Genomic DNA, 13,202 nt, shown 5'->3' with positions numbered 1-13,202 from the left:
GACCATTGGGTTGATAGGCCAGAAATGGAAGCACAGTAATGTGTTGTCGAGTTGACTGGTACTAATAGGCCGAGGACTTGCCCACAAAGATGTTACGCATCCACTCTACAGCTCTGAAACACCACACCGTTTGTGTGAAACAAACAGTGTGTGTTGTTTCGTAGTGTTTCGGTGGTTATAGCGTCAGGGAAACGCCCGGTCCCATTCCGAACCCGGAAGCTAAGCCTGACAGCGCCGATGGTACTGCAACCGAAGGGTTGTGGGAGAGTAGGACACCGCCGGACTAACTTCAGGACAGGGTCCTGACCAGGGTTGAGAACCCCAACAGGTTCTCCCCGGTCAGGGCCCTGTCTCTTTTCATGTCCATGGACCGACTAGAATGGTCCGTTGGCCCATCTGACGGGTGGGCTCGAGTGTCGAAACTTTTCAATAGTGGCAGGAGGCCAGGTGTCCGAGTTCGGTCGACGTGACTCAGATGATGGCGCGTCCGGCCGGTCGGGTCGCCGGGACGAGAGTCCCCGCGGAGGCCGGTCTGACGCGCAGCGAGGTGACCGGCGCGGTTCCGCCGGCGGAAGGCAGGACCGGGGCGGCCGCGATGGTGGCTACCAGGGCCGCCCGCGCAGGGACGACCGCGGTGCCCGCGGTTCCGGTGGCGGCTACGCGGGCAAGCCCGCCCGCAGCGGCGACGACCCCCGTGACCAGCGCCCCGGTGGCAGCCGATTCGCCGGCCAGGGGCGTGACGAGAACCGCCCCCGCTACAACAACAGCGACGACCGTCGTGGCGGCTACCGCTCCGACGACCGCCGCGACAGTCGCGACAACAAGGGCGGCGACCGCGGTGGGTACCGCTCGGACAGCCGTGGCGGTGACAGCCGTGGTGGCTACCGGTCGGACAACCGTAGTGGTGACAGCCGTGGTGGCTACCGGACGGACAGCCGTGGCGGCGACAGCCGTGGTGGCGACCGCGGTGGTTACCGGTCCGACAGCCGTGACAGCCGGGGCGGCGATCGCGGTGGATACCGCGGTGGCGACAACCGCGACAATCGCGGTGGCGACAACCGCGGGGGCTACCGGTCCGAGAACCGCGGCGGTTACCGCTCGTCCGACAGCCGACCCGAGCGTCGCTACGACAACCGTTCGGACAGCCGTTCCGACAATCGTTCGGACAGCCGGTCCGACAACCGTTCCGACAATCGTTCGGACAATCGTTCCGAGGGCCGGTACGAGAAGCGCTCCGACAGCCGCCCGGCTCGTTCCGGCTACAGCTCGGACAACCGCGGCCGATCCGACGACCGCCCGTCCGGCAACCGTTATGAAGGACGCCCCCAGGGCAAGTCCTACGGTGACCGCGACAACCGGGGTGGCGACGACCGGCGTCCGTCCTATCGCGACGACCGCGACGACCGCGGTGGCTCCCGTTCCGGTGGCTACGGCGGCGACCGTCGTGGTGCCTCCTCGAGCGACCGCCGTCCCAGCGGTGGTGGCTACGAGCGCAAGAGCTTCGGCGACCGCGACAACCGTGGCGAGGACAAGCGCGGTTCGTACCGGCCGTCCGGCGACCGTCCCGATCGCCGGTCCTCCGACCGTCCGGAGAAGCGGTACGACGACAAGCGCGGAGACCGTCCTCAGCGCGACCGTTCCGAAGGCCGCAAGGACTTCCGTTCGTCTCCGCGTACCGAGGACAGGCCGGTCGACGACGAGACCTTGGCGCGTGAGCTGCTCGAGGCTCCGGAGCTGCCCGAAGGCATCGAGTTCTCCGACCTCGACGAAGAGGTCCGCCGGGAACTCCGCACCCTGCCCAAGGCACTCGCGGAAACCGTCGGCAAGCACCTGGTCGCGGCCGGTGGACTCGTCGACGAGGATCCTGAAGCCGCCATGGAGCACGCCAAGTACGCGAAGGCCAAGGCGTCGCGGGTCCCGATCGTCCGTGAGGCGCTCGGCCTGGTCGCCTACCACGCGGGAAACTGGTCCGAGGCGCTGTCCGAGCTGCGGGCCGTCCGCCGGATGACCCGGGCCGACGACCACATCGCGATCATCGCCGACGCCGAGCGCGCCATCGGCCGCCCGGAACGGGCGCTCGACCTCGCGAAGGAGGTCGACAAGGAGCGTCTGTCCAAGGCGACCCAGATCGAACTCGCGATCGTCGCGGCCGGTGCTCGGCGTGACCTCGGTCAGCTGGACGCCGCCGTCGTCTCCCTGCAGGGTGACGACCTCAAGGCGGAGAAGCGCGACCCGTGGAGCGCCCGGCTGTTCTACGCCTACGCCGACAACCTCGCCGCCGCCGACCGCAAGGACGAGGCGATCCGCTGGTTCCTGAACGCGGCAGAGGCCGACGAGGAGGACGAGACCGACGCCGCCGAGCGCGCCGCGGAGCTCACGAATGGCTGACGCCCTGTCGGCCGGGTACGACGCGGTCCTGTTCGACCTCGACGGCACGGTCTACCACGGCAGCACGGTGGTCCCGGGCGCACCGGAAGCACTCCGGGCGCTTCGGGACCACGGCACGGCCGTCCGTTGGGTGACCAACAACGCCTCCAAGGCACCCGCGGAGGTCTCCGCGCACCTGGAGGCACTCGGACTGCCCGCCACGCCCGAAGAGGTCCACACGAGCTCTCAGGCCGCCGCCGCCCTGCTGGGTGAGCGGTTGCCTCAGGGCGCGGTGGTCCTCGTCGTGGGCACGGACTCACTGGCCGCCCAGATCGAGGCCGCAGGGCTGCGGACGGTCCGGGAAGCCGGTCCGGACGTGGCGGCCGTGGTCCAAGGGCACTCGCCGCAGAACACCTGGGCCGCTCTCGCGGAGGCGTGTCTCGCCATCCGCGCGGGCGCGCTCTGGGTGGCGACCAACGTCGACGCGACCCTGCCGACCGAACGCGGACTGTTGCCGGGCAACGGGTCGATGGTGGCCGCGCTGCGCACCGCCACCGGCGTCGAACCGCTGGTGGCGGGCAAGCCGGCGCCGGGACTGTTCACCACGGCGGCCCGGGACGCGGGTGCGGAGCGTGCCCTTGTCGTGGGCGACCGGCTGGACACCGACATCGAGGGCGCCGTCGCGGCGGGGATCGACGCGCTCTGCGTCCTGACCGGTGTCGCCGACGCGCCGTCCCTGATCTCGGCGAGGCCCGAGGAGCGTCCGCGCTACCTCGCGTCGGACCTGTCCGGGCTGAGCAGCCGGGCGGATCTCCTCGAAATCGGACCCAAGGACGGCTGGCGTGTCACCGCACAGGGTGACGTCCTCGAAGCCGATGGTGAAGGCGACTCCCTCGACCTGTTGCGCGCGTTGTGCGCGGCGGCCTGGGACTCGGGGATCACCGAGGTCCGTGGTGTGGGCGACACCGCCCGTGCCGCGCTCGCCGAGCTGCGCCTCGGCTGACCAGCGCTGCTAACTTGGTGAGGTGCAAGACCACTTCCACCCCGTGCCGCGACCGCCGGTACCGGGCCCGCCGCCGGTGCCCGGGCCTCCGGCTATTCAGGCCGAACAGTTCGCGCAGCAGGACACGGATCCCCGAGCCGGGATCGACGAAGCCGTCGCGGGTCTCGACGACCTCGCCGCGCTTCCGCTCTCGGAGCACGTCGACCGCTTCGAGGCCGTGCACACCGAGCTGACGGTGGCGCTGTCCACCATCGACAAGGTCTGACCGCGTGCCCAAACGCGCCCGCCTGGACGCGGAGCTCGTCCGGCGGGGACTCGCCCGATCCCGGGAGCAGGCGTCGGCGCTGATCGCCGGAGGCAAGGTCACCGTGCGCGGCATGGTGGCCACCAAACCCGCGACCGGGGTCGAGTCCGGCGCGCCGATCGTGGTGCGCGACGGTGACGACCCCGGCTGGGCGTCGCGCGGCGCGCACAAATTGCTCGGCGCGCTCGAAGCCTTCACCCCACAAGGTCTTTCCACCGAGGGAAAACGCTGTCTCGACGCGGGCGCCTCGACCGGTGGCTTCACCGATGTCCTGCTGCGCAACGGCGCCGCCACGGTGATCGCCGCCGACGTCGGCCGCGGCCTGCTGGACTGGCGCCTGCGCACCGACGACCGCGTGGTCGTCCTCGACAAGACGAACGTCCGCAACCTGACCCCGGAAGATCTCGGCGGGCAGGTCGACCTCGTGGTCGGGGACCTCTCGTTCATCTCGCTCAAACTCGTGCTGCCCGCGCTGGCCGCCTGCGCGCGGGACGGAGCGGATCTGGTGCCGATGGTGAAACCGCAGTTCGAGGTGGGCAAGGACCGGCTCGGCAGCGGCGGCGTCGTCCGCGATCCGGAACTGCGCGCCGAATCGGTGCTCGGTGTGCTCGCCGAGGCCGAAAAGCTCGGCCTGAGCCTGCGCGGCGTCGTGGCGAGCCCGCTTCCCGGGCCGTCGGGGAACGTCGAATACTTCGTCTGGCTTACCCGCGGGACGGGGGAGACCGCCGGCACCGACGCCGAGCGGCTCGTCCGGACCGCAGTCCTGGAGGGACCCCAATGAGCGATCGCGAGGTGCTGCTCGTCGTGCACCCGGACCGGGACGCGACCCGGGACGCGGCACGCGAGGTTTCGGCCCGTTTCGCCAAGGCGGGCGTGCGGCTTCGGGTGCTCGACGAGGACGTCCGGGAGATGCTGGAAGCCGACGGCGGGATCGGCGCGCCCTGCACGGTCATGGCGCCGGAACAGGACCCCGCCGCGGGCACCGAGCTGGTGTTCGTGCTCGGCGGCGACGGCACCCTGCTGCGGGCCGCGGAACTGGCGAGGCCGAACGGCGTTCCGGTCCTCGGTGTGAACCTCGGCCGGGTCGGCTTCCTGGCGGAGGCCGATTCGGACAAGCTCGCCGACACCGTCCAGCGTGCCGTCGACGGCGACTACCAGGTCGAAGAGCGGATGACCGTCGACGTCGTCGTGACCGTCGACGGTGAGGAGACCGTCGACACCTGGGCCCTCAACGAGGCCAGTGTCGAGAAGAGCTCACGTGAGCGTGTGCTGGACGCGCTCATCGAGGTCGACGGAAGGCCCGTGTCGTCCTTCGGCTGCGACGGCGTCCTGTGCGCCACTCCGACCGGCTCGACGGCGTACGCGTTCTCCGCGGGCGGGCCGATCATCTGGCCGGACGTCCAGGCCCTGCTGGTGGTCCCGAGCAACGCGCACGCGATGTTCTCCCGGCCGTTGGTCGTCTCCCGGGATTCGGAGATCACCGTCGCCATCGATCCGGACGGTTCGCCCGCCGTCCTGACCTGCGACGGATCGCGGACCTTCGATCTTCCCGCCGGCGCGGCCGTGCGGGTCACCTGCGGCCGGGTGCCGGTGCGCCTGATCCGGTTGTGGGAAGGCCCGTTCACCGACCGGCTGGTGCACAAGTTCTCGTTGCCGATCAAGGGCTGGCGGGAGCGACACGCCCGCTGACGGATGTCGTGACAGGGCCTTTGAGGACAACTTTCGTAGTCAAGGGCCCTTTCATGACGTGCCGGGTGCGGGAATGGTCGGGGTGGGCCGCTACGGTGGGCGTCGTGCTGGCCGAGATGCGCATCCAGGGCCTCGGAGTCATCGAGGACGCCCTGCTGGAACTGCACGCGGGCTTCACCGTCGTCACCGGTGAGACGGGTGCGGGCAAGACCATGGTCGTCAGCGGGTTGCACCTGCTCTCCGGCGGCCGAGCCGAAGTGTCCAAGGTGCGGACCGGAATGCTGAAGGCCTTCGTGGAAGGCCGATTCGAGCTGGGCGGTGCCGAGGGCGCCACCCGGATCGTCACCGACGCCGGGGCGGAGGTCGACGAGGACGGCAGCGTCATCGCGCTGCGCGCGGTCTCGGTCGACGGCCGGTCCCGTGCCCACCTCGGTGGCCGGTCGGTGCCGGTCGGGGTGCTGGCCGATCTGTCCGAACAACTGATCGCCGTCCACGGGCAGAACGATCAGCTGCGGCTGCTGCGGCCCGCCGAGCAGCGCGCGGTGATCGACCGGTTCGCCGGTGAGGCCGTCACCGAACCGCTCGAGCGGTACCGCGCGGTCCGGGACGAGTGGCTCGCCGTCGTCGCCGAACTGACCGAGCGCTCCACCCGTTCCCGCGAAATGGCGCAGCAGGCCGACCTCTTGCGCCACGGTCTCGCCGAGATCGATGCCGTCGCGCCGGAACCGGGCGAGGACACCGAGCTCACCGAGCAGATCAAACGGCTCGCCGCGGTCGACGAGCTGCGTGCGGCGGCCAGTGCGGCGCACGCCGCCGTCGCCGGTTCGGCGGACGGGGATCCGGACGCGCCCGGCGCGCTGGGGCTGATCGGGGAGGCCACCCGCCACCTGACCGGTTCCGAGGACGCCGTGCTGCGCGAACTCGGGCCCCGGCTGGACGAGGCTTCGGTGCTGCTGTCCGAAGTGGGCACCGAGCTGGGCAGCTACCTCGAAACGCTCGATGCCGACCCGGCGCTCCTGGAGAAGGTGCTCGCGCGCCAGGCGGACCTGAAGCGGCTCACCCGCAAATACGCGGCGGACGTGGACGGCGTACTCGCGTGGGCCGACGACGCCCGCCGCCGGATGTCCACGATGGACACCTCCGAAGAGGCGCTGGCCGAATTGGCCAAGCGCCGCGACGAACTCGCCGTCACGCTGGCGGAACACGCCCTCGCGCTGTCGGAGGCGCGGGTCGAGGCCGCCGCCGAACTCGCCGAGGCGATCACCGCCGAGATGTCCGGGCTCGCCATGGGACAGGCCGAGATCGAGATCACCGTCGAGCGGCGCACCGTGGACGAGAGCGACGCGCACGCGGTGCAGGTCGAGGGCAGGCTCGTGCACGCCGGGCCCGATGGCGTCGACGATGTCGAGCTGCTGCTGCGGGCGCACAACGGCGCACCGCCGCTCCCGGTGCACAAGGCCGCTTCCGGCGGTGAGCTTTCCCGCGTGATGCTGGCGATCGAGGTCGTCCTCGCGCACGCGGACACCGTGCAGACACTGGTGTTCGACGAGGTCGACGCCGGGGTCGGCGGCCGGGCGGCGGTCGAGATCGGCAGGCGGCTCGCGCGGCTGGCGCGCAGTCACCAGGTCCTGGTGGTCACGCACCTGCCGCAGGTGGCCGCGTTCGCCGATCAGCATCTGGTGGTGGACAAAGGCACCAGCGGCGGAGTGACCCGCAGTGGCGTGCGCGTGCTCGAACAATCCGAGCGGGTGGTCGAACTCGCGCGCATGCTCGCCGGAATGGAAAGCACCGAGACCGGCCGGGCGCACGCGGAGGAATTGCTCGCCGTGGCCGAGGCCGACAAGAGCGCGCCGGACAAGCCCAAAGCCCGTCGCGGCGGAAAGCGAAAGAAGTCGAAGTAGCGCGCGAGTCCGTGAAGGCCTCCTTCCCTACCTTCAGAGTGGGGAAGGAGGCCTTCACTTCCGCCGGGCTTGAACCACTCAGGCGAGGTTGCGAAAGCCACTTTCGCAACCTTGAACGTTGCGAAAGTGGCTTTCGCAACGTGCCTCCCGCGACGCCGTAGCCGACCCGGTGTGGGTTAATCGGCGTGTCCCCATCGGCGTGGCGGACGCAGAAGGCCGCGCGAATTTGTCACTATCGGTCGCATGAAGCTCACCGGCTTGCTCTCGCGTAACCAAGAGACCCTCCCCGGGATCACCGGCGTCGCCAGGGTCGACCGGCGTACGCGCGAGCTGCTCCGCCGGCTGAGCCCTGGCGACATCGTCGTCCTCGATCAGCTCGATCTGGACCGGTCGACGGCCGATGCCTTGGTGGAGGCCGAAGTCGCGGCGGTGGTGAACGCCTCGCCGTCGATCTCCGGCCGTTTCCCCAACCTGGGCCCGGAGATCCTGCTCGAGGCCGGGATCCCGCTCGTCGATTCCGTCGGCGGCGAACTGCTGCGCAAGGTGAAGGACGGCACGAAACTCCGCCTGCACGAAGGCGTCGTCTACATCGGAGAGCGGCAGCTCGGCTCGGGTGTCCAGCAGACGCGGGAAAGCGTCGCGGACCAGATGATCGAGGCCAAGGCCGGGATGTCCACCCAGCTCGAGGCGTTCTCCGCGAACACGATCGAGTTCCTTCGCCGGGAACGCAGCCTCATCCTCGACGGTGTCGGGGTCCCGGAGATCCGGGTTCCGCTCAAGGACCGGCACGCCCTCGTGGTCGCGGGTGGCAACGGGCACGCCGAAGACCTCAAGAAGCTGAAGAAGTACATCGCCGAGCACCGACCGGTGCTGATCGGCGTCGACGCCGGGGCCGACACGCTGCGCGCGCAGGGATATCAGCCGGACGTCATCGTCGGAGACCCGCACGGGATCGGCGCGGAGACACTGCGCAGTGGCGGTGAGGTCGTGGTTCCGGCGCAGCCGGACGGGCACGCGCCGGGTGTCGAGCGCATTCAGGACCTCGGGATCGGGGCGGTCACCTTCCCCGCGACGGGTAACGCCGAAGACCTGGCGCTGCTGCTGGCCGACGCGCACGAGGCGAGTCTGGTGGTCACCGTCGGTTTCCAGGCGACGCTGCGGGAGTTCCTCGATCACGGCCGGTCCGGTTCGAACCCGTCGACGTTCCTCACCCGGCTCAAGCTCGGCACGAAACTGGTCGACGGCAAGGCGGTCGCGACCCTGCACCGCAGCCGGGTGTCGATCGGCGCCATCGTCCTGCTGGTCGTCGCGACCCTGGTGGCCGTCGCGGCCGCGCTGCTGGTGTCCGACGTGGGTTCGGTCTACCTCGACTGGATCCGCGACACCTGGAACTCGTTCATCGCTTGGGGCAAGGGACTCTTCACGTGATTTCACTGCGGTACCACATCGTTTCCATCGCCGCCTGCTTCCTGGCGCTCGCCGTCGGAGTGGTGCTCGGGTCGACGGCGCTGAACGGTTCCCTGCTTTCCGGTCTCGCCGGCCAGAAGGAGGATCTGGGCTCCCAGGTCGCGGATCTGGAAGCGCAGCGCAACACCCTCAACGCCAGGCTCGGCGACGCGGACGCGTTCGCCGGCGCGATGGGGCCGAAGGTCGTCGCCGGGCAGCTGGACAAGCGTTCGGTGGTGCTGGTGACCACGGAGGACGCGAAGCCCGCGGATCGCGACGCGCTCAAGCAGCTCGTCGGTCAGGCCGGCGCCGCCGTCACCGGAGAGATCCAGCTGACCGAGGCGTTCTCCGACCCGATGCGCTCCGATCAGCTGCGTGACGTCGTTTCACGGCTCCAGCCCGCCGGTGTCCAGTTCCCGACCGCGGGCGACCCCGGTACGCTCGCGGGCGCTCTGCTCGGCGCGGTGGCGTTGCTGAACAAGGACAACGCGCAGCCGCAGTCGACGCCGGTGGAGCTGGCGGCCGCGCTCGGCGGGCTCACCGACGGCGGTTTTCTCAAGACCGGCGGGGAAGTCAAGCCCGCGCAGCTCGCGATCGTGCTCACCGGTACCAAGTACACCGGGGACGGCGCCGGTGACCGTGCCTCGACCATCGCGCGGTTCGCCGCGCAGATGGACCGCTCCGGCGCGGGCACCGTCCTGGCGGGCGACGCTGGATCGGCTGACGGCACCGGCGCGATCGGCGTCGTCCGCGCCGACACCTCGTCGACCTCGATCCTGTCCACTGTGGACAACGCGGAGACCGCGGCCGGCCGGGTCACCACGATCTTGGCGCTGCGCGAGCAGCTCGAAGGCGGCGCGGGCCGCTACGGCATCGCGGGCAACGCCCAGGCTCCGGCCCCCGGTATCGCCGCGGCCGGCAACTAGCCCCCTTTCGCATTTCGTCCTCTGAATGCGGTACTTGCGCGTGCAACTACCGCATTCAGAGGACGAAATGCGGGGGCAGAGGCGGGTTTTCGGGAGCGGGCGGGCGTAGGGACCGGCCCGGCTGGTCTTGAGGTCGAGTGCGACAAGGGATTCGGCAAGGCGGCGACGCCGTCGATCACCGGGATGTCCAGTATCGCCGAGATCCGGCGATCGAGGCCGGTCAATCCCGCGCAGCCGAGACGAGGACTTCCGCCCCCGCGTCGCGGGCGCGCCGTCCGGCGGTCAGCAGCGCTGATTCCGTCGGGTGTTCGTCGGTCAGTTCGAGGACGCCGACGCAGTTCTGCGCGACGCCCGCGGCGTGCAGGCTGGCTTCGATGAGCCCGCACGTCCGGTCCAATGTGGTCACGACGCCGTAGCGTCTTTCCAGCAGAGAGACCAGATGCTTCCCGGCCGTGCTCGCCGAAACCGGCCATCACGGGCGCGTCGAACGGCTCGTCCAGCTTGTTGAGCAGTCCAGCCGCCCGCCTCGGTGGTGTTGCAGTCGGTGACCAGGATCCGCATCACGCGACCCCGCGGTGGCCCGTCGTCACGGTTTCTGCCGATAAACTCGGTGTTACAAGCCGTTACAGCGGTGGTGAAGGAGGCTCAGGTGGCCGAGGAAGGACCACGTCAGCCGCTGGCCGCGACCCGGCAGCGGGTCCGCGACGAGCTGCGTGAACGTATCCTCGCCGGACGGCTGAAGCCGGGGGACAGGCTGGTCGAACGCGAACTCGCCGAGGACCTCGGCGTCTCGCGGGTCCCGGTGCGCGAGGCCATCCGCAGCCTTGAGGCCGAAGGTTTCCTCGCCGTCCAGTCGCCGCGGCGCATCGTCGTGCGCCGGCTGGCCAAGGCCGACGTCGAGGAGCTGTTCGACGTCCGCGAGGCACTCGAAGGGCTCGCCGCCGGACTGGCCGCCGAACGGGCGGGCAAAGCGGAGCTCCGCGCGCTCGAACGGCTGCTCGCCGACGCCGCCCGCGCGACCGAAAGCGGCGACCCGGCCCGGATCACCCTGCTCAACACCCGCTTCCACGACCAGATCGTCGCGCTCGCCGGCAATGGGCTGCTGCACGAGATCCTCCGCCCGCTCGAGGGCAGGCTGCGCTGGCTGACCAGCCAGAACGAGCGCTGGGGCGAACTGCTCGACGAGCACCGCCGCCTCTACGACGCGATCGCCTCGGGCGACGCCGGCCGCGCGCGAGCCCACGCCGTCGACCATGTGCGGGTGAACCGGGAGGTCACGCTGAAGGCGTTGTTCCCCGAAGATGACGGAGAGCGCTCCGCCGGGTGAACCGGACATGTCAGACTCGCGACATGATCACCGACGAACAACGGGCCGCCCGCACCGCACGGGCGGTGGCCGCCGCGGTTTCCGCGGGACGCGACCTCGGACTGGCTTTCGACGAGCCGGAAGTGCTGTACGACGTCTTCTCCGTCATCGTGCGCTTGTCACCCTTGCCGGTGGTGGTGCGCGTGCCGACCGTCCTGCCGCGGACGACCACCCTCCGGACGCAGCTGATCGACCAGCGGCGTGAGCTGGCCGTGACCGGCTGGCTCGCGCGGCGTGGGCATCCGGTCGTCCCGCCCAGCCCTCTGGTGCCCGCGGAACCCGTGCAGCGTGACGGTTTTTCGATGACGTTCTGGCAGTTCGTCGAGCACGACAAGGAAGCCGAGATCAGCCCCGAACGCGGCGCCGAGATCGTCGCCCGGTTGCACGCCGCCCTCCGTGAGTACGACGGCGACCTGGCGTTCATGGGCGGTCTGATCCCGTTCGTCCCCGACGGTCTCGATCAGCTCGCGGACCGCCCGGATCTGCTGGAGCCCGCCGACCTGGACCGGGCCCGGCGCGAATGGGACGTGCTCCGGCCGCTGTTCGAGTCGGAGGCGGCGTTCACCCGTGCCTTCCCCGGCGCGACGGTCCAGCCGGTGCACGGTGACGCCCCGGGATACAACCTGATCGCCACGCCGGACGGCGAACTCTGCTCGGACTTCGAACTCGTCAACCGCGCCCCGGCCGAGCTGGACCTCCCGGCCATGGGCCCGGAGGGCATCGCGGCCTACAACGCGGCCGCCGGGCGGTTCGGGCTGCGCGAGGCGGACGAACGAGTGCTGAAGGCGCTGGGCGCGCTGGCCATGCTGCAAGGAGTGGCTTGCCTGGCGATGGCGCCGGAGTTGCCGATGTTGCTGGACGGGTTGAAGCCGATGATCGAGCAGTGGCGGGAAACCCCCTTCGCGGGTGCCGTTTAGCCGAGCATCGAGGTCCAGGCTCCGGCGAATCCGGGGAAGGTCTTCCCGACCGTCCCCGGGTTCTCCACCTCGACCCCTTCGACCTTCAGGCCGAGCACCGCGGCCGCCATCACCAGCCGGTGGTCGTCGTAGGTGCGGAACTTCCCGCCGTGCAGCGGTGCCGGCGCGATCCGCAGCCCGTCCTCGGTCTCGCGGACGTCGGCGCCGAGCGACGACAGTTCGGTGGCGAGCGCGGTCAGCCGGTCGGTCTCGTGACCGCGAAGATGCGCCACCCCGGAGATGACCGACGGCCCCTCCGCGAAGCACAGCAGCGCCGCGATCACCGGCGTCAGCTCGCCGACGTCGTGCAGGTCCAGCTCGACGCCGGGAATCGTGCCGCTCCCGGTGACCGTCAGCCCCGCCGCGTCGAGTTCGGCGGTGGCGCCGAGAACGGGCGCCAGGCTGCGCAGCCAGTCGCCGGGCTGCGTCGTCCGCTGCGGCCAGCCCGCGACGCGCACCGTGCCGCCGGTCGCGATCGCGGCGGCGACGAACGGCGCCGCCGTCGACAGATCCGGCTCGACGACGTACTCGGGGCAGGAAAGCCGCGTCGGCGCGACGTGGAACTCGGCGCCCTCGCGGTCCACCGTGGCCCCGAACCGGCGGAGCATCTCGACGGTCATCGCGATATGCGGCTCGCTCGGCACCTGGCCGCCCACGAGGCGCACGGTGACACCCTGCTGGAACGACGGCCCGGCGAGCAGCAGCGCGGACAGGAACTGGCTCGACGCCGAGGCGTCCAGGTCGACCCTGCCGCCACGCAAACCGCCTTCGCCGTGGACGGTGAAGGGCGGCGCGTCGCGGCGGTCGTCATCAATGCGGGCGCCGAGGTCGCGCAGCGCCTTCAGCAGCGGCCCGATGGGACGGCGGCGGATGGCCTCGTCCCCGTCGAACAGCGCCGGGCCGGTGCCCAGCGCGGCGAGCGCGGGGGTGAAGCGGGCGACCGTGCCCGCGTTGCCGAGTTCCACCCGGACGGTGTCATTCGGATGCACGCGCCCGGGGCCGAGCGGGTGCACGAGGTAGCCGGAGATGCTTTCCTGCGAATGGGCGCCGAGCGTGTAGAGGGCGCCGAGCATCAGCCGCGCGTCCCGGGAGTCGAGCGGGGTCCGCACCCGCGTCGGCGCGCTGGCGAGCGCGGCGAGGACGTAGGCCCGGTTGGTGATCGACTTCGAGCCGGGGACACGGATGTCCGCGTCGAGCGGGCCTTCCGCGACCGGTGCGGTCCAGGTGTCGTGCGCGTCTGTCAC

Annotated in this window: 11 protein-coding genes, 1 rRNA gene and 1 pseudogene; 11 read left to right on the top strand and 2 right to left on the bottom strand. The window is 70.5% G+C overall.

Going from position 1 to position 13,202, the window contains the following annotated elements:
• Window positions 1-167: 167 nt before the first annotated feature.
• The 9 genes from rrf (at window position 168) to ACLJQ7_RS05180 (ending at window position 9,636) form a co-directional block, all read left to right on the top strand.
• Window positions 168-284: ribosomal RNA gene (gene rrf / locus ACLJQ7_RS05220) — 5S ribosomal RNA — on the top strand.
• 163 nt (window positions 285-447) lie between these two features.
• Complete coding sequence (locus ACLJQ7_RS05215) at window positions 448-2,388, top strand: hypothetical protein (protein ID WP_410646981.1); 1,941 nt, start codon at window positions 448-450, stop codon at window positions 2,386-2,388.
• On the top strand, window positions 2,381-3,370 hold the full coding sequence (locus tag ACLJQ7_RS05210) for an HAD-IIA family hydrolase (protein WP_410646980.1): 990 nt from the start codon (window positions 2,381-2,383) through the stop codon (window positions 3,368-3,370). The genes ACLJQ7_RS05215 and ACLJQ7_RS05210 overlap by 8 nt, the downstream gene beginning before the upstream one ends.
• 22 nt (window positions 3,371-3,392) lie before the next feature.
• Window positions 3,393-3,635, top strand: coding sequence for a hypothetical protein (locus tag ACLJQ7_RS05205; RefSeq protein WP_410646979.1), 243 nt, complete (start codon window positions 3,393-3,395; stop codon window positions 3,633-3,635).
• Window positions 3,636-3,639: 4 nt separating this feature from the next.
• A complete protein-coding gene (locus tag ACLJQ7_RS05200) occupies window positions 3,640-4,455 on the top strand; it encodes a TlyA family RNA methyltransferase (RefSeq protein ID WP_410646978.1) in 816 nt (271 codons plus the stop codon).
• Window positions 4,452-5,363: an NAD kinase gene (locus ACLJQ7_RS05195; protein WP_350586084.1), complete on the top strand. Its 912-nt coding sequence runs from the start codon at window positions 4,452-4,454 to the stop codon at window positions 5,361-5,363. Before ACLJQ7_RS05200 ends, ACLJQ7_RS05195 begins: the two co-directional genes overlap by 4 nt.
• Window positions 5,364-5,467: 104 nt before the next feature.
• Window positions 5,468-7,264 (top strand): DNA repair protein RecN, encoded by a 1,797-nt coding sequence (gene recN / locus ACLJQ7_RS05190; protein ID WP_410646977.1) that lies wholly within the window; start codon window positions 5,468-5,470, stop codon window positions 7,262-7,264.
• 243 nt (window positions 7,265-7,507) lie between these two features.
• Window positions 7,508-8,692, top strand: a complete 1,185-nt coding sequence (gene steA, locus ACLJQ7_RS05185) for a putative cytokinetic ring protein SteA (RefSeq protein WP_340685737.1) — start codon at window positions 7,508-7,510, stop codon at window positions 8,690-8,692.
• Window positions 8,689-9,636, top strand: coding sequence for a copper transporter (locus tag ACLJQ7_RS05180; protein WP_410646976.1), 948 nt, complete (start codon window positions 8,689-8,691; stop codon window positions 9,634-9,636). The genes steA and ACLJQ7_RS05180 overlap by 4 nt, the downstream gene beginning before the upstream one ends.
• 72 nt (window positions 9,637-9,708) lie before the next feature.
• Here the strand turns inward: ACLJQ7_RS05180 and ACLJQ7_RS05175 are convergent.
• A pseudogene (locus ACLJQ7_RS05175) lies at window positions 9,709-10,148 on the bottom strand (aspartate/glutamate racemase family protein); the annotation flags it as partial.
• Window positions 10,149-10,285: 137 nt separating this feature from the next.
• Between ACLJQ7_RS05175 and ACLJQ7_RS05170 the strand changes: the two are divergent.
• Window positions 10,286-10,963 carry a GntR family transcriptional regulator gene (locus tag ACLJQ7_RS05170; RefSeq protein WP_410646975.1) on the top strand — a complete coding sequence of 226 codons (678 nt, stop codon included), beginning with the start codon at window positions 10,286-10,288 and terminating at the stop codon, window positions 10,961-10,963.
• A 23-nt stretch (window positions 10,964-10,986) separates the two neighbouring features.
• Complete coding sequence (locus ACLJQ7_RS05165; RefSeq protein ID WP_410646974.1) at window positions 10,987-11,919, top strand: aminoglycoside phosphotransferase family protein; 933 nt, start codon at window positions 10,987-10,989, stop codon at window positions 11,917-11,919.
• Here the strand turns inward: ACLJQ7_RS05165 and aroA are convergent.
• On the bottom strand, window positions 11,916-13,202 hold the full coding sequence (gene aroA / locus ACLJQ7_RS05160; protein WP_410646973.1) for a 3-phosphoshikimate 1-carboxyvinyltransferase: 1,287 nt from the start codon (window positions 13,200-13,202) through the stop codon (window positions 11,916-11,918). The genes ACLJQ7_RS05165 and aroA overlap by 4 nt on opposite strands.

This window comes from Amycolatopsis sp. cmx-4-54, assembly GCF_046548895.1.
Taxonomy (GTDB): Bacteria; Actinomycetota; Actinomycetes; order Mycobacteriales; family Pseudonocardiaceae; genus Amycolatopsis.
The sequence above is the reverse complement of the archived record's forward strand: the minus strand, read 5'-3'. Positions and strand labels throughout refer to the sequence as shown.

Excerpts from the sequence above, each read along its gene's own strand:
- ACLJQ7_RS05210 (WP_410646980.1), top strand. The coding sequence starts at position 2,381 with ATGGCTGACGCCCTGTCGGCCGGGTACGACGCGGTCCTGTTCGACCTC.
- ACLJQ7_RS05195 (WP_350586084.1), top strand. The coding sequence starts at position 4,452 with ATGAGCGATCGCGAGGTGCTGCTCGTCGTGCACCCGGACCGGGACGCG.
- steA (WP_340685737.1), top strand. The coding sequence starts at position 7,508 with ATGAAGCTCACCGGCTTGCTCTCGCGTAACCAAGAGACCCTCCCCGGG.
- ACLJQ7_RS05165 (WP_410646974.1), top strand. The coding sequence starts at position 10,987 with ATGATCACCGACGAACAACGGGCCGCCCGCACCGCACGGGCGGTGGCC.